Annotated in this window: 14 protein-coding genes; 8 read left to right on the top strand and 6 right to left on the bottom strand. The window is 37.9% G+C overall.

The window, feature by feature from the left end:
- Positions 1 to 120: 120 nt before the first annotated feature.
- The 3 genes from P4L16_04345 to P4L16_04335 all read left to right on the top strand — a co-directional run bounded on the left by P4L16_04345 (position 121) and on the right by P4L16_04335 (position 3722).
- The gene (locus P4L16_04345) at positions 121 to 732 is read left to right on the top strand and encodes an IS607 family transposase (GenBank protein ID MDR3624353.1); all 612 of its coding nucleotides are present in this window, start codon (positions 121 to 123) and stop codon (positions 730 to 732) included.
- Positions 729 to 2297, top strand: coding sequence for an IS200/IS605 family accessory protein TnpB-related protein (locus P4L16_04340; protein ID MDR3624352.1), 1569 nt, complete (start codon positions 729 to 731; stop codon positions 2295 to 2297). The genes P4L16_04345 and P4L16_04340 overlap by 4 nt, the downstream gene beginning before the upstream one ends.
- 183 nt (positions 2298 to 2480) lie before the next feature.
- On the top strand, positions 2481 to 3722 hold the full coding sequence (locus P4L16_04335) for a hypothetical protein (GenBank protein ID MDR3624351.1): 1242 nt from the start codon (positions 2481 to 2483) through the stop codon (positions 3720 to 3722).
- A gap of 157 nt (positions 3723 to 3879) precedes the next feature.
- Here the strand turns inward: P4L16_04335 and P4L16_04330 are convergent, their stop codons facing one another.
- The 6 genes from P4L16_04330 to P4L16_04305 form a co-directional block, all read right to left on the bottom strand.
- On the bottom strand, positions 3880 to 6519 hold the full coding sequence (locus tag P4L16_04330) for a hypothetical protein (protein MDR3624350.1): 2640 nt from the start codon (positions 6517 to 6519) through the stop codon (positions 3880 to 3882).
- A 27-nt stretch (positions 6520 to 6546) separates the two neighbouring features.
- Entirely contained in the window at positions 6547 to 7527 is a 981-nt protein-coding gene (locus P4L16_04325; GenBank protein MDR3624349.1) for a hypothetical protein, read from the bottom strand.
- Positions 7528 to 7671: 144 nt separating this feature from the next.
- Positions 7672 to 8418, bottom strand: a complete 747-nt coding sequence (gene truA, locus P4L16_04320; GenBank protein ID MDR3624348.1) for a tRNA pseudouridine(38-40) synthase TruA — start codon at positions 8416 to 8418, stop codon at positions 7672 to 7674.
- A complete protein-coding gene (gene ispD, locus P4L16_04315; protein ID MDR3624347.1) occupies positions 8411 to 9112 on the bottom strand; it encodes a 2-C-methyl-D-erythritol 4-phosphate cytidylyltransferase in 702 nt (233 codons plus the stop codon). The genes truA and ispD overlap by 8 nt, the downstream gene beginning before the upstream one ends.
- Entirely contained in the window at positions 9109 to 10080 is a 972-nt protein-coding gene (lpxG, locus tag P4L16_04310) for a UDP-2,3-diacylglucosamine diphosphatase LpxG (GenBank protein MDR3624346.1), read from the bottom strand. Before lpxG ends, ispD begins: the two co-directional genes overlap by 4 nt.
- Positions 10081 to 10183: 103 nt before the next feature.
- Entirely contained in the window at positions 10184 to 10462 is a 279-nt protein-coding gene (locus P4L16_04305; protein ID MDR3624345.1) for an SWIB/MDM2 domain-containing protein, read from the bottom strand.
- Between the two features lie 194 nt (positions 10463 to 10656).
- On the opposite strand from P4L16_04305, the gene P4L16_04300 reads away from it, so the two are divergent.
- The 5 genes from P4L16_04300 (at position 10657) to P4L16_04280 (ending at position 15893) form a co-directional block, all read left to right on the top strand.
- Complete coding sequence (locus P4L16_04300; protein ID MDR3624344.1) at positions 10657 to 12816, top strand: UTP--glucose-1-phosphate uridylyltransferase; 2160 nt, start codon at positions 10657 to 10659, stop codon at positions 12814 to 12816.
- 94 nt (positions 12817 to 12910) lie between these two features.
- Positions 12911 to 13978 carry a peptide chain release factor 2 gene (gene prfB, locus P4L16_04295; protein ID MDR3624343.1) on the top strand — a complete coding sequence of 356 codons (1068 nt, stop codon included), beginning with the start codon at positions 12911 to 12913 and terminating at the stop codon, positions 13976 to 13978.
- On the top strand, positions 13971 to 14468 hold the full coding sequence (locus P4L16_04290) for an N-acetyltransferase (GenBank protein ID MDR3624342.1): 498 nt from the start codon (positions 13971 to 13973) through the stop codon (positions 14466 to 14468). The genes prfB and P4L16_04290 overlap by 8 nt, the downstream gene beginning before the upstream one ends.
- Positions 14469 to 14476: 8 nt before the next feature.
- Entirely contained in the window at positions 14477 to 15163 is a 687-nt protein-coding gene (locus P4L16_04285; GenBank protein ID MDR3624341.1) for a hypothetical protein, read from the top strand.
- A 13-nt stretch (positions 15164 to 15176) separates the two neighbouring features.
- Entirely contained in the window at positions 15177 to 15893 is a 717-nt protein-coding gene (locus P4L16_04280; GenBank protein MDR3624340.1) for a YebC/PmpR family DNA-binding transcriptional regulator, read from the top strand.
- Positions 15894 to 16289 lie beyond the last annotated feature (396 nt).

The raw sequence follows: 16289 nt of genomic DNA, 5'->3' as shown, positions 1-16289 counted from the left end.
TTCTAAAATGCATCCACAACAGAGAGAAGAAGATCTTGAAGTTTTTAAGGGCTAGTAATTGTTAAATAAAATATGCGAAAATATTTGCAAATATATGCGTAATTTACCTATATTTGTCTCATGAAGATTAGTATTGGTAAATTAGCAAAAGAGCTAGGAGTGTCGAAGGATACTCTTAGGCGTTGGGAGTCAGTGGGAAAAATTTCCTCAGAAAGAACACTTAGGGGGCACAGGCGTTATGACCTTGCTAAAATTCTTGGTAACCCACTAAAAAAAATTGTTTCTCAGAAACAGACTGTCGTCTACGCAAGAGTCTCTAGCCATGATCAAAAAACTGATCTTGTTAGACAAGTCGACCTGCTTTCAACATTTTGTGCCGCACATGGATGGACTTTTGAAATAATTCAAGATTTAGGGTCTGGTCTTAACTATGGCAAGAAAGGATTAAAGAAGCTCATACAAAGTATTTGCCTTGGAAATATTGGACGTTTAGTATTGACGCACAAGGACCGTTTACTTCGTTTTGGAGCTGAATTAATATTCTCTCTTTGTGAACAGTTTGGTGTTGAGGTTATTTTGATCAATAAATCTGATGACAATTCTTTTGAAGATGATCTTGTAAATGATGTTTTAGAGATTATTACTGTTTTTTCTGCACGCCTCTATGGTGCAAGAAGCCGTAAAAACAAGAAGTTATTAGAGTCACTTCAAGAAGCAGCTAAGTCTTTATGAAAAGTAACATACGAACCTATCAGACACGCATTCATTCTGACATATTTATAGATCAGGTATTGAATCAATATGCCAAGTTATTTGCGGAGACAGAGCATTTGCTTTTTAAGGCAATTATTTTAGGTGTAGACCCTAATATTTGTAAGATATCCTTTTTATCTGCACTCGATATAACTGCAAGACAGTTTAATGCTTGCAGGATAGTTTTGGATGGGAAAATCGCTTCAGTTAAAGAGAGAAGAGATACTCAAATTATAGAACTACAAGAACAAATCAAAACGCTCGACACTAAAGTCAAAAAGATTAAAAACCTAGCCGTTGCCCATCAAAAGAGGCGACGTTTAGGGCAACTCAACTGTAAGCTTGCTGCCTTAAAAAAAGACAAAGAAAAAGGAGCCGTACGGCTTTGTTTTGGCTCAAAAAAACTATTCCGGGCACAGTTTTCCTTAAAGGAAAATGGGTTTACAACTCATGATGAGTGGAAACAAGCTTGGAATGCAGCGCGCTATTCTGAGTTTTTTGTGCTCGGTTCTAAAGATGAAACAAGTGGCAATCAGTCATGCACGGCCTATCTTAATGCAGATGGCTCTTTAAGCTTGAGATTAAGGCTTCCATATAACTTAGAAGCGAGGCATGGCAAATATATATTTATTCCAAATGTTCGATTTGAGTATGGTCATAAACAAGTTGTAGATACTCTTCTAGAATGTAAAAAGAGACGCGAACTTAAAGATACACATTTTGGACAAGCTCTTTCCTATCGTTTTAAGAAAGATAAAAAAGGCTGGAGAGTATTTGTAAGCGTGAATCTTCCAAATGTTCCTATTATTACTGATCCTAAATTTGGTGTTATTGGTGTAGATATTAACAATAACCACCTTGCTGTAGTAGAAACAGATCGATTTGGCAATCCTATCCGTAAAGAAAGTATACCCTTATCTCTTTATGGTAAGAGCTCTCATCAAGCAAAAGCAATCATTGGCAATGCTTGTAAAAACATTGTACAAACAGCACAAATAACAAAAAAACCTGTTGTAGTAGAAGAGCTTAACTTTCAAAAGAAGAAAGCTTCTCTCAAAGAAAAGCATGCCTCTTATTCTCGCATGCTCTCTTCTTTTGCTTACAGCTCAATTATAACTCATGTCAAGTCAAGATCTGCAAAGTTTGGGGTAGAAGTAAGAGAGGTTAACCCCGCATATACTTCTGTTATTGGCAGAGTTAAATTTTCCAAACGCTATGGGTTATCCATTCATCACGCGGCTGCACTAAGTATAGCGCGCCGAAGTTTAAGATTTTCTGAAAAATTGCCTACCAGCCTTTCGAATATTCCGGATGGCAAAAGTGGTCATGTCGCCTTATCCCTACCTGTAAGGAATCGGAACGAGCACGTATGGACACTTTGGAGGAAAGTGAGTAAGAAACTCTCAGTGGTGCTTGCAGCACACTTTCGGTCGACAAACTATCGATCCACAAGTACTTGTAAATCTACTTGTGAGACGCCAGAGGCACCGGATGTTGTTGGCGAAATTCCAACACACGAATCGTCAGAACAGCTGTTCTGCTGACGTTGCCTTGTAAATGTATTTTGCATACATTTGCATAGTATTTTTTGAGCGGTGCATAGAATTCTTGTTTATGTTATCTAAATAATTGCTTTTTGATTTCTTTATAACCCGAGTTTTGGGTTTATACACAAACAATTCTTGAACTTGTTTGTGTATATATTACATTTACGAGACGAGGTAAAAATGTCTAGCTTGCCAATAACCCGCATTGATTATCCAGGATCTAGTACTCGAGATTATGAAGTTTTTTCAGAAGAGTGTAGAAGTGCGCAATGCCTTGATCCAGTAACAGCAGGGGAAGGATCTGGTAGCTGCGATAGAGTTGAGCAAGTAGCAACTAGGGAACTTAGACCCCAATACCAGCCCGTACGACCATTATCATCTATTGTAAATATGGGAGGAAGTCGTGTGCCTATTAGAGTAAATTATGCACAGCGTTACGAGAATGGTGAAATCAGCTATAAGCAATATGCGCAGTATCGACAGATGCTTAAATATGGAGAAATTTATTACGCGCAGACTATGCAAAGCTGGCAAGGCGGAAAAGTTTCACCTGAACAGTATGAACAAATGATCGATAATGGAGTGCTTAGATGTGCATTATACTATGCACAGTATGTTCGAGCGTATAGTGACAAAGAAACCACTTACGTAAAGCTGTATGAAGATGGGGAAATTAATGTTGCACAATATACACAGATGTATAGAGATGGAGAAATGAATCATATGCTATGTGAGCAAATGCATGTTGATGGAAAAATCAGCTTTGAGTTATGTGCGAAATTTAGGCAGATGTATATCGATGGAAAGATCAGTTATGGGCAATATTATGCGCAATATGCACGAAGTGATGTGCGCGAATGCGGACGCGATTACGCAAGATATAAAGAAGCGTATGAAAGGATGCGTAGTGGCAGGGAGTCTTGTAATACAAAGACGTATTCGGAATGCTATGATAGTATAAGAGATACAAGTTATAGAATTGATATGCCTTCTGAATTTGCAAGTGCTCTTGAGATAGATATAGAAGAAGAAACCACTTGGAAGGCAATTTCAGTTCCACCTCTACCTTTCAGAGATGAGGGGGCTTCTCAACAACGAATGGAGTCATCTATATGCAGGGCCGTAGAAGCTGAAGCACATAAAGAGAATTATCGAAATCTTAGGCCCGGTCAGTTAGTGGGTGGTGTAGCCAAATGTTGTATACTCATTGGTCCCAATCAGTCACCCCATGTTAAAATTAGTAATAATTTTATTATTAATGGATTAGCCTTTATCGTTGATCAAGAGCAATGGCAAAAGTTATCGTGGATAAATCGAGCAGGAGCTTATATGGATGGACTAGGCATTCGTTTATTTGAAAAAATACATGATCTTTTTTCATCAAAAGTATCAGAAAAACAGCAAGCTCTTCCCTTCAATTAGACCCTCAAGTAGGATATGAATAACATGAGTTATTATACTGAAATGAACTGAAATTTTGGTATAACGTTTGGTTCCGTATTTGATTTATACATAAACAATTCTTTAACTTGTTTATGTATAATAAATATTTATTCTTTTGTGGCTTTGGCTAATTTGGTCACATTTTACTTGCGAGATGAAAAGAAAGTAGAGGAGCTGGCTCAAAACGAATGCTACCTGCGTGAGATTCATGGGTTAAGTTTGTTGGGCTGGGCTGTGATATAGGCTCTTCAGTAGCTACCGGTATGGTATGCAATAGTGGAGGCGTCTGTAGAGCTATTGGTATAGGCCATTTTGCACCAAGGTTAATTGTTACTGGCAACAAATTATGTTGTCGCAGGCCATATGGTAGAGTTATTCGAGCTGAAAACAAATTTGTTATCTTTTTAGCTAAATATGTCCATGATTTGGCATACCATGTCTCTGGTATTGGCTCTATACCTCTTGCTTCACTCTCTCTTATTTCACTTTTAGCAATTACGGCAAGTCCATTTATTATGAAATTATGAGCTATCCCTGTAGGAGGCGCACCTATGAGGTGTTGTCTAGGTGCTAAGCGAGCGATTGCTTCACGCATTCCAGATTCATTTAGTTGTTGTTTAGAGGGTCCTTGTCCAGCGTACAGAGGAGGGGGTGGGATCTTCTTCCAAGTACTCTCTAGTTTTATACCTATCTCAGGGTCTGCCTCAACTATAAATGGGGCGTCGATCCTATATTTGGTCGCGTTTATTTCCTGGAATGCCATTGAAACTTCTGGAAGGTGTGCCTCTCCCATTTCTCTTAGGACATACTCCCTCTCATATGTCCGTTTATACTCTGTATAACTATGGCCATATTCACGTACGTCTATCTGTGCATATAGCGCATAATATTGTGCACAACTAATTCTTCCACCAGCATGCATTTGTCTATATTTTGCATATAACTCTTTGTTGATCATTCCATCATTATACATCCGCTCACACAGTGCGTGATTGATTATTCCATCTCTATACATCTGCGTATATTGTACAGAACTGATTTCTCCATTTTCATACATCTGTTCATAGCTAATCTCTTCATCTTTATACGCGCGGGCGTACTGCGCGTAATACAGAGCATAGCTGAGTACTCCATCTCTAAGCATCTGCTCATAATGACTAGGAAGTAGCTTTCCATTTTCATATTCTTGCTTGCTTTGCGTATAAAAAATTTCTCCGTATTTAAGTCCTTGTCTATACTGTGCATATTGCGCATAACTGATTTCACCGTTCTCATAGCGCTGTGCATAGTTCACTCTAAGCACACCTTTATTTGCCGTGTTTTTCTCTTCAATTAATAGGTCAGGTGAAACTTGGATGATAGGTGCTTGCAGGTTAGGGCTCCGTGCATTTCTAAGATCATTTTGTACTAGGTTTTGGAGGCGATTGAACCCATTCATTAATAACAAATCAATTAATGGTTGGAAGTCTGGACACTCTTCGACATTGTTTATTCCTTCACGAGCTGTTAGAGCCGCTTTTTCATAATAAGTGCCTTCTATCTGCCCTTTGATCTTTGCTATAAATCGAATAGGTTTATGTGTTATGGGGCAGATTAAAGGAAGCGCCACTTCGCTCTCATCTTCGTTTGTAAAGGGCTGGAGATAGGGTAGTAAAGGTCCATAATCTTGTATTAATTCACATGTAATGGGTGCGTTATCAAGCAATGAGGTAACAAGAGAGGGCGATCTTTGAATTGCAAGTCGAAAACACTCTAATTGATCAAGCAATGGTTGGTCTACCAGCATTTGGATGCGAGGTGCATTTATCACAACAGCATTGATATCTTGTTGTAGAAAGGCTTCTCTTTCATAATAAGGACCGGTTACTTCTTGTCCTTTTATTACTACCACAAATCTAATGGGTTTTTGTGTGATAGGACAGATTTTAAGTGCAGTGCCATATGCACTACGCATGCTTGCTTCTAAAAAAGGAGGTATAAATGTAAGGGGCTCTAGTTGAGCTCGTTTAATCTTATTCTCAGAGCGAAGTGCCTCCTTAATTTCGATTGGAAGGTATTGAAGACTTTCTTGTAGCCTTGCTAATTTTTTATAAAGTAACGTGTATACGAAATAGCGAATATTCGGCTTTCCCTTAAGATTAATACCTGGGCGCCCCTGTGTATGCTCTATTAGCTCGTAAAGGTCCTTAATTTTATACTTTTCAAGTGTGTAGATCGAGGATGGTATAAACAAAAGGCGATTTATTATTTCCAAAGTCATATGCGTGCCCTCAAGAAGAGCATGGCAAAACTCTGAGGGTAGATCTAGTGCAATAACTTTGGTAGCTACTTTTTCTGTTTCTGTTTGGTTCAATATGCCAAAGAAATCCATCGTGCGCTCGCCCAACCAAACCACACTTGGGATATTTATATAATTTGTTATGCCAGAAATAGCTTGCCCTACAGCAGTTATTATTTGTAAACATTCCATTTGTGTGAGGGTTCTGTTAAGCACAGAAGCTTGCGAGCGTCTTTCTCTGTTAGTAAGAATCCCTAAACCTATAGCAGTTACATTGCTTGCTGTACTAATGGCGTTCACAGCTGGATGTGGAAGAAAAATACTTGCTGCAGTAGCGCTGGCAAAAACTCCTTGAGCAATTATTTCTGTTTTTTCTAGTAAAGAAAGTTTCCTTTCTAGATTACACTTTTTCCAGATATTAAGGCCTGTATTAAGTATGACAATAGACTTAATGGTTACGTCATATACTACAAGCCATTTATTTGAAACTGACGACATTATTAATTATCTACAATAGATGATTTTTTAATGGGGTGCTACAAAATTTGGCTCTGCTGCAAAATGAGCTAAAACTGCCTGCAAGTTGTTAGAGTATTCCTCTAGACGTAGATTGATAATAGCTGCAGCGTCTGCAGATATTTCTAAATCAGCAACTGTCATTGGATCACCCGTAACAGGTGAGTGGGGGTCATGAGCTAGCCTTGCATGAATAGCTTCTCTTTCATAGACATGCTCTTCGTGTCTTCTATCATGTACAGGAAATCTTATAGGTCGCAGAGTGATAGGACACATATAAGCTCTTAGAATTACATCATTTTCAAGTTGTTCAGGAATTGCCTGCATGGCTATAAAATCGACAGAGAATCTTTCCTGTACGGCTACTGGAACAGGTACAGCAGCGAGCTGATGTTGCAGAAGAGCGTGCGCTGGAGGATGTTGATCGTTTGTATTATTCATACACTTGTATACAGAAGCAAGCAGCTCTAGAAATACTGCACCACTAGCAATCTTCACACTTGTATTATAGTTGCTTTGACATTCTGATAAATCAAAAGGCCTATATCCTATGATCCTTGGTGTGTCATCATAATAAGAGGTCTCATAAATGGGTATCAGAAGTTTAGATTGCTCTTCTGGAGACATTTCAAGAAGAACCTTGTTTCCTAAAGCCACGGCTTGTGCACCAGAACGTAGAACGCTAAGCACTTGTTGCACCATAGTCGCTATAAGTGGAGTTGATCCATAATTATTTTCTAAGGCATTGAAGAACTTCAATGGCAGTTGCGCATAGCGAACAACGCATTCAGTTGTCTTCATGAGCGATTGATCTCTGGTATTACTTACACATGTTCCCACAGCTTGAAGAAGTAAAAGAGCGCCTTCAATAATATCATCTACTTTTTCGCCCGTTGCTTGTCTTTTAGGATCTGTTACTTTCTTATAAAGATCATAACTCTGTACGCCGAATCTTGTAAGATCAACGCAGGATGTAAATAAGCTGGACATTTCGCCTCCACTTGTAAATGTATTGTTAAGAAGTTGTTAGATTCTCAATAAGAAATAATTAAGTCAAGAACTTTTTATTTTTTTAAAGAAAGTTAAAAATCAAGCGGACATGGGCATGTAAGCAATTCTTCATTTAAGTTGCTTTTATGGGTATAGGACGTGCATTAAGAATAGGCCTTTTGCAGGGGCTGCAAGGCCTGCTTGTTTTCGGTCTTTTGCCGCAAAGATATGGGGGACCTCTTTGAGATTTCGCTTTGCTGTTGCAATTTCAAGAAGCGTTCCTGTTATGTTTCGAACCATTTTATAAAGAAAACCATCTCCCTCAAATTCTAAGCGAACGCCCCCTTCTTGAGGCACGATATCTAATCGTTTGAGCGTACGAATGGGGTCTTTAGCAGCGCTTCCTGTATGCGGCTCATTTGCAAAGGATGTAAAATCCCAGGTTCCAAGGAAAAGAGAAGCTGCCTGGATAAGGTCTTCAAGGTGGAATTTCCCTTTGACATGGTGGGTATAAAGACGCTTTGTTGGATCAAGTACAGGATCTAGCCAAAGATTGTAGTGATAGATTTTTCCAATAGTGCTATATTGTGCGTGAAAGGAGTTTGGAATAGATTCCATTTGTTTGATACGTATGTCAGATGGTAGCATTCCATTTAGAGAGTAGAGAATTTTATTTGGAAGAAGTTCTTGAGAGGATAAAAAATGTGCAACTTGTCCCTGAGCATGTACGCCTGCATCTGTTCTTCCAGAGCCAATTAATTTAATGTCTTCTCTGGTGCATATGGATAGAGCCTTTTGGATGAGCTCTTGAATAGATACACCATTTGGCTGTATCTGCCAGCCACTGTAATTTGTGCCATCATAGGCAATAACAAGCTTATAATTATGCATGCAGAGTTGTTTGTTGAAGAAGATGGGGGGCAAGCATCAAGTCTTCGTTAGTTGTAATTTTGATATTAGAATGCCTGCCAGGAACAAGTTTTGTAGGGTGCTTTAGAAGCTCTGCTAGGGAAACGTCATCTGTTACATTTAAGTTGTTATCAAATGCAAAGCTAAAGCCCTGTTCTAATATTTTTTTATCTACTATTTGAGGTGTTTGTATTTCAAAAAACATATCTCTGTTCGGAGTATGTGTCGCAAGACCAGTCGTATCTGCTTGTTTGATTGTAAATTTTAAGGGCACTGCAAGTGTTGCAGATTTATGCACATAGCCTTCTTGAAGCAAATTTTGAACATCATTTTTCTGGATAAAGGGTCTTGCAGCGTCGTGGGTACAAACAAAAGAAGAGTCCTTTGCAACCTGCTGTAAGCCATTATAAACAGAATCTTGACGTCTGTTTCCAGGAAGTGCAAATTTGATTGGTTTGGATGCTTTTTCTACAAGGGATTGAAAAAAAACATGATAGTTTGGATGTGTAACAATAATGATTTCTGCAATTTCGTCAAGAGATAAAAATATGTTGAGGCTATAGTGTACGATAGGTTTGTCTAAGAGAGGCATAAATTGTTTGGGTAGATGCGAGGTAATGCGAGAGCCTATTCCACCTGCAAGTAAAATAGCAGAGGTTTTGAGCGTATTTTTCATGATGGCCTCAAGGTAACAAAGAGGATTTCTGGTGGAGAAAACCAGCGGAAGATATGGTGGCTACCTGATCCTCTATTGATATAGAGTTTTTTACTTCCAAAATCGAAGAGCCCTTTTTTGAATTTTGGATTTTTTGTAGGACTAAAATATTTCCAAATCCAAGGAAGGTTTACTTGGCCTCCATGCGTATGTCCAGAAAAGATAAGTTCTCCTGGATAGGATTTTAGAATGGGATAGGTGTCAGGATTATGAGATAAGACAATTCCAGGATAAAGAGAGTTATAATTTTTAAAAGCAAGATCTGGTACACACTTTCCTGTCCAGTAGTCGCCAAGTCCTGTGATGTTTAAGTATGTATCTTTAATTTTGAGTAAGGTAGATGCATTTTCAAGTAGTTGAAAAGAGGAGTTTTTAAAAACATCTTGAAGACGTAAATTTGGCTGTAGAGCTTTTGCCCTCGTGGATGGATAGGGAGATGGATTTTTTTTTGTTTTAAGCTGCTCAAAGCTTTTAATGATAAAATGTGTGCCACCTTGGGCAATGTCAAAGTTTCCCTCTTGATTCTTGCTTACATATTTTTCATAATCATGATTTCCAAGGCAAGCAAAGGCTCCAAGTGGGGCGGATAGGCTACTTAAAAATTTTTGAAGAGAATCTGGATCATCGAGAGTGCCATAAGAAATAAGGTCGCCGGTAAATAAGATGATATCGGGCTTGAATAAGGTTATTTTTTTTGCAAGTTTTTTAAGAAAACGAGGAGAGCTTTTTTTTGAAAAGTGCAGGTCAGTAAAGTGAGCAATTTTTAAGCCACTTAAGGGTTCTGGTAGCGACTGTATCTTTAAAATAAGAGTTGTTGTTTTAAGAAGGAAGGGTTCGATGAAGCGTGGCCATATTCCTATAACTGAAAAAATACACCAAAGATCCCATAAGGTGGCAGCTATTTTGTTGTAAGTAGATGAATATTTCATGGCTTTAATACACTACAATAATCTGAAACAGATGCAGTATAGCAATAAAGAAAGAAAAACTCCCCAAATTTTTTTTGGGGAGTTAAAGTGTGTGAGAGAAAAATTAGTGTCCCGCTTGAATTTCGCTTAGATGCTTGGAGATAACTTTTGTCATTTCAAACATGTTGATTGGCTTTGGTGATCCAAATACTTTTGCGAGTTTATCATCTGGAAGGATGTTACGCTTATTTTGAGGATCTTGCCTATTGTGTTTTTTAATGTATGCCCAAACTTTTTGTGTTACTTCAGTGCGGGGCATAGGCCCTTTCCCGATAACTTCTGCAAGTACTGCGCTAATATGAACAGGCCTTTTTAGCGCTGATCCTTTTTTTTCTTGTACCATAACCATTCTCCTTTCAATTTTTTAAAGAGGGGAAATCTGAAAACCGATTAAATATACAGATTCTTTCGTGTTGGTTGTTTTAGCGTGCCATCGAATTTATAGTCAAAAGAATTTATCGGGCAGTAAAGAGAGCACTTGATATTAAGCGTGTTTTTGGGCAAGCTGGAACTTTCGAAAATGATTTATTTATTTACATGTCTATGAGCCAGATTACAGATTCGATAGCTAGATTGCAGCCTCTTTTAGCAACTATTTTATCTAAAAAAACTAATGAAAAATTTAACATTCTAAACCATCATTATTTAGTAAAGAATTTTTTAAATAAATCTGAATTTTTTCGCAATTATTTAGATGGCAGGTCCATCAGAGAAAAAGTTGTATTAGAATCGATGATCGCATTGGGTCTAGAAGATATGCTTTCTGGATATCTTTCTAGATGGGAAGAACAAAAAGAGTCTCTGCTTACGCTACTTCAGCATTTAGTAGAAGTAGAGGCCTTCTATCAGCCTATGGGTGGATTAATTGGTTATCATCTAAAAGTACTTGAGTTAATGCAAGAAAAGCTTGAGCCTAAGGAATGTAAATTACAGAAAATAGCGTATTCAAAACCTACAGGTCTCGACCTTTCTTTGGATTTGAGCCTTGCTCAAAATGCAGCTTTTTGTGGTTTAAGCTCTTTAGAAAAGATGGGGGAGATTTACCCTGTTGGTGGAGCTGGTGATCGCCTTGGACTTACCTGTAGTAAGTCAGGTGATGCACTTCCTGCAGCATGTCTTTTATTTTGTGGTAAAACGCTTTTAGAAGGATTAATAAGAGATTTACAGGCAAGAGAATATCTATTTTATAAGATATACAGAAGGCAAATTACAGTTCCTGTAGCCCTCATGACCTCTCATGAGAAAGAAAATCATAAACGTATTCAGGGGATTTTTTTAGATAATAATTGGTTTGGAAGAAAAAGAGAAAGTTTCGCTTTTTTTGTTCAACCATTAGTGCCTGTAATTACAACAGAAGGTAATTGGCTTACAAATGAAGGACAACTTGTTTTTAAACCAGGAGGTCATGGAGTTATCTGGAAGCTTGCTAAAGATTTTGGCATTTTTTCTTGGTTCGAAAAAATGGGGTGTAAAAAAACATTAATTCGTCAAATTAATAATCCTATTGTAGGTATTGATAATACGCTTTTGGCGTTTGTTGGTGTGGGATGTTCAAAGGATAAAGCGTTTGGATTACTTTCATGTAAGCGTCTTGTGGGCTCTGCAGAGGGGGTATTGGTTCTTGCAGAAAATAAGAGTGATGCGCATTTTAAATATAAAATAACTAATTTAGAATATACAGATTTTAAAAAACATTCGATCCAAGATCTGCCAGAAGAAGAAAATAGCTCCTATTCCTGTTTTCCATCCAACACGAATGTTCTTTTTGCTGATATTCGAAAAGTAGAAAGTGCATTGGATAAGTGTTTTGTGCCTGGAATGCTTGTTAATATAAAGAAAGTGGATGGCAGGGATATTTCAGCATGTAGATTGGAATCAACTATGCAAAATATTGTTGATTATATTGAAAATTCGTTTTCAGCAGCATTGTCGCAAAAGGAGCAAGAAGAGCGTTTAGAGTCTTATGTTGTTTATAATGAAAGGCATAAGACGATTTCTGTGACAAAGAATTCTTATATCCCAGATAAACGTTTTCTTGAGACCCCAGAAAGTGCTTTTTATGATCTTATTACAAATAATCGGGAACTTTTGGAGAAAGAGTGCCTTGTTCAGATTTTGGCAAAAGAAGAAAATGTTGCAGATTATTTTAAATATGGGCCGTATGTTCTGTTTTTGTATCATCCTGCCTTAGGGCCTCTCTACTCTATAATTAAACAAAAAATTCGAGGAGGAGTTCTTCATGACTTTGCAGAATTACAATTGGAAATTGCAGAAGTTGATATAGAAAACATGGAACTTGATGGTAGCTTACTTATCTCGTCAGATGCAGTTCTTGGAAGGTACGATCCTATCCTTCACTACGATGATCAGTGGTGTGGGCGCTGCACGCTTCATAACGTAAAGGTGAAGAATCAGGGTAGAAAAAGAGAGGAGGGATCTGTATGGGAAAATCAGATTGAGCGCAAAGGAGTATTAGAAATTAAACTTTACGGAAATGCTGAATTTGTTGCTGAAAATGTGGTGTTTCTTGGTTCACAAACAATTATTGTAGAAAATGGACAAAAAGTAACTGCCTATGAAGAAAATGGAATTATAAATTTAAAAGTCGAAATAATTAATCGTCCTAGTTGGTCATGGCACTATGCTGTTGAGGGCCATGAAATCATACTATCAAAAAATACATTTGAAGTGACTTAAACTTATGCTTCGAGTTATATTGCTATCCAAAATGGTAATTTTTTAAGGTGACTTATGAATGAAGAGCTTCAATCAAGATTGAAAAAAACAAACGATCGCATACTTCATATGTGGAGGTATCTTTGACCTCGCTAGCAAAGAGTCAGAAGTGTTAGAGCTAGAAGAAAAAATGTCGCAGGATGGCTTTTGGAATGATCAAAAGTCCGCTCAGCAGGTAATTTCAAAATGTAATTTGCTTCGTGCATGGACTGTACCGTATATGGATTTGAAAAAACGCTTTGAAAGTGTTTCTGAGATGCTTTTTGAAGTGATTGATAGTGATGATGCGTTTTGTAATGAGCTTTTAGGTGAGTTAGATGACGTTGAAGCAGGACTTTCAGAGCTTGAAGTGCGAAAAATGCTTTCTGGTGAATTAGATAGTAAGAATTGCTATCTAAGTATTAATTCAGGAGCAGGGGGTACAGAGGCTTGTGATTGGGCCCTTATGCTGTCTCGCATGTACCAGAGATGGGCTAGTAGGCGCAAATGGAATGTCGAGGTTATTGACCGGGTAGAGGGTGATGTTGCTGGTATTAAAAGCATAACTTTTCGCTTTGTAGGCGGTTTTGCTTATGGTTATACAAAAGCAGAGAAGGGAGTGCACAGACTTGTTCGTATTTCCCCTTTTGATGCAAATGCAAAGAGGCATACAAGCTTTGCATCTGTTGACGTAACGCCAGAAATTGATGATGATATCAACATTGAAATTCGTCCAGATGATATTAGAGTAGATACATACAGAGCTTCGGGAGCGGGCGGACAACACGTTAACAAGACAGATTCCGCAGTAAGAATCACTCACATGCCCAGCGGTATTGTGGTTTCTTGTCAGCAGGAGAGAAGCCAGCTTCAGAATAAAGAATCATGCATGAAAATGCTTCGCTCAAAGTTATATGAAAATGAGATTTTAGCAAGAGAAGAGTCTTTAAAGTCCTTGGGCGGTGTAAAAAAAGAAATCGCATGGGGAAGTCAAATTCGCAATTATGTTTTTCAACCCTATACCCTTGTTAAAGATACGCGTACAGGATTTGAAGTAGGAAATATTGATGCGATGATGGATGGGGATCTCTTGGATGGTTTTGTAGAGGCTTATTTAAAGGAATTTGGTAGAACAGATGGATGAAAACAGGGACATAATCATACGTTATACAGAAAATGAAGATGCACCTTTCTTGAAGAATTGGTTGGAAGAGCCTGGAGTGCTTCGCTGGTTTCCTATGCAAGATCCATTAGAGTTAGAAGATGCAATCAAACATTGGATTGGCTTTAGCCGCTATAAGTGCAGTCTAACGGCAGTAGATAAGGGCGTTCCATGCGGGCTTTCAACGCTCTATTTAATGCCCTACAGAAAAGTTGCTCATCAGTGTCTCTTTTCCATTATTGTTGAAAAAGAGCATAGAAGAAAGGGTGTAGGGACACTTCTTTTGAATAATATCATTCATCTTGCAAAAGAGCAATTTCGTTTAGATTATTTATATTTAGAAGTGTATGAGGGTAATCCTGCAATTACTCTGTATGATAAGTTTGGCTTTAAAGAGGTTGGAAGGCAGCCACACTTTATAAAAGAAGATGGTGAATACCTTGGAAAAATTATTATGGAAAAAGCAATTTAAGTTGATTTATGGCAGAGCTTTTAGAAAACGTAAAACAGAGACTTTCAGATAAGTCAGGATTTGAATTTGAATTAATTATTAACGAAAACAGCTCTAATATGCTTGCTGTTTTGGATAAGAGGGACAAGTGGGCAAAACTATCTTTGCATAAAATGTTTTTGGAGGCTCCTGAGTCTGTAATCACAGCCGTTGCAACTTATGTAAAGAAAAAAGATAGCTCTGCGTTCGCTGTAATTCGCTCTTACATTCACAGTAATTTACCTCGTTTCGATTATTCTCATAGATTAGATGCCCGTACTTTATACACAAACGGGAAAGTCTATCATCTTCAAAAAGTTTATGATGAAATTAATAAAAAATATTTTGAATCAAAAGTTAAGTTATGGATTACCTGGTTTGATCGTCTTCCAAAAAAGAATTGCTCTCGTATTGTGTTTGGCCAATATTTTGAAGCATTAAAACTTATCAAAATTAATAAAATGTTGGATGATCGCTCTTTCCCGCGCTACTTTATTGATTATGTGGTCTATCATGAAATATTGCATCATGTGGTACCCTCCTATATTGACGAGAAAGGGGTTGCAAGAGTGCATAGTAAGGAATTTAAAGAGAGAGAACTCATCTTTAAAGATTATCATAGAGCAAAAGCATGGGAACTAGAACATCGTCACCAATTTTTTGCAGAGTTTAATTAGTTAAGAGGGATAAATGGCTGGGCATAGTAAGTGGGCAAACATTAAGCATCGTAAAGGAAGAGCTGATAAAGCCAAAGGAAAGGCGTTTTCTAGGGTAACAAAGGAAATTATTAGCGCTGTACGAGCAGGTGGAGCAGACCCTAAAAATAATCCTCGTCTTCGGCTGGCCCTACAAAAGGCGCGTGATGCTAATCTGCCAAACGATAATATTGAAAGAAATATCAAAAAAGCGACCAGTAGCGATCAGTCAGACTACATAAGTGTAACATATGAGTTTTATGGGCATGGGGGTGTTGGCATTATTGTCGAAGCTCTTACTGATAACAAAAATCGCACAGCTTCTGACATGCGTATTGCAACTAATAAACAGGGTGGTTCTATCGCAACGCCTGGGTCTGTAGCCTTTAACTTTGATCAAAAAGGGATTATCCAGGTAGAGAAAGAAGGTGTTGATGAAGATGCTCTGTTTATGGCTGTTACAGAAGCTGGCGCACAAGATTTTGAATCTACAGAAGAGGGGTTTGTACTGGTTACAGAGCCTATCAACCTTTTTGCTGTTAAAGAAGTAATAGAGGCTCTTGGCTATAAGTGCAAAGAAGCAGAGCTTGAAATGATTCCTAAAACCTATGTAGAAGTGGATGAGGAAACGGCAAAAGCCAACTTTGGCCTTATCGACTGGCTAGAAGACTTAGACGACGTAGATGCCGTCTACCACAATATGCAACAATAAGGATTTAACCTTGAATAATTTAAACCCAACACTTAGGTTATTATGAGCTTTAGTTGAGGAGGGAGAGGGGCCTTCATCCGAAAGGACACGGTTTTAGCTACCACAGAAGAAAGTTATACGCAGGCCAATTCTTTAACTTGTTTGTGTATAAATAACGCCAGCTCGATTTTCAACTATCTGCTAATCAATAACTTGAATAGTTAAAACACGGAGACGCGGAGACACGGAGACTTATAATTTATCATTTATGATGCATTCTACACCGTTTTTTACTTGTTTATTGCCAAAATTAATGAGTAAACCTAGTTCATGTCTTGTTAAGCGCAAGTATGTAAGAAGTTGAACAGAATGAATAGGATGCTCTTTCTCTGTTGCTTTAATTTCAATGATAATTTT

This window comes from Chlamydiales bacterium (assembly GCA_031292375.1).
In the GTDB taxonomy this organism is placed as follows: Bacteria; Chlamydiota; Chlamydiia; order Chlamydiales; family VFKH01; genus JARLHF01.
The sequence above is the reverse complement of the archived record's forward strand: the minus strand, read 5'-3'. Positions and strand labels throughout refer to the sequence as shown.

Coding starts and splice junctions, on each gene's coding strand:
- P4L16_04345 (MDR3624353.1), top strand. CDS start 121: ATGAAGATTAGTATTGGTAAATTAGCAAAAGAGCTAGGAGTGTCGAAG.
- P4L16_04325 (MDR3624349.1), bottom strand. CDS start 7,527: ATGTCCAGCTTATTTACATCCTGCGTTGATCTTACAAGATTCGGCGTA.
- P4L16_04335 (MDR3624351.1), top strand. CDS start 2,481: ATGTCTAGCTTGCCAATAACCCGCATTGATTATCCAGGATCTAGTACT.
- P4L16_04285 (MDR3624341.1), top strand. CDS start 14,477: ATGGCAGAGCTTTTAGAAAACGTAAAACAGAGACTTTCAGATAAGTCA.
- P4L16_04340 (MDR3624352.1), top strand. CDS start 729: ATGAAAAGTAACATACGAACCTATCAGACACGCATTCATTCTGACATA.
- P4L16_04330 (MDR3624350.1), bottom strand. CDS start 6,519: ATGTCGTCAGTTTCAAATAAATGGCTTGTAGTATATGACGTAACCATT.
- truA (MDR3624348.1), bottom strand. CDS start 8,418: ATGCATAATTATAAGCTTGTTATTGCCTATGATGGCACAAATTACAGT.
- ispD (MDR3624347.1), bottom strand. CDS start 9,112: ATGAAAAATACGCTCAAAACCTCTGCTATTTTACTTGCAGGTGGAATA.
- P4L16_04305 (MDR3624345.1), bottom strand. CDS start 10,462: ATGGTACAAGAAAAAAAAGGATCAGCGCTAAAAAGGCCTGTTCATATT.
- lpxG (MDR3624346.1), bottom strand. CDS start 10,080: ATGAAATATTCATCTACTTACAACAAAATAGCTGCCACCTTATGGGAT.
- P4L16_04280 (MDR3624340.1), top strand. CDS start 15,177: ATGGCTGGGCATAGTAAGTGGGCAAACATTAAGCATCGTAAAGGAAGA.
- P4L16_04290 (MDR3624342.1), top strand. CDS start 13,971: ATGGATGAAAACAGGGACATAATCATACGTTATACAGAAAATGAAGAT.
- P4L16_04300 (MDR3624344.1), top strand. CDS start 10,657: ATGTCTATGAGCCAGATTACAGATTCGATAGCTAGATTGCAGCCTCTT.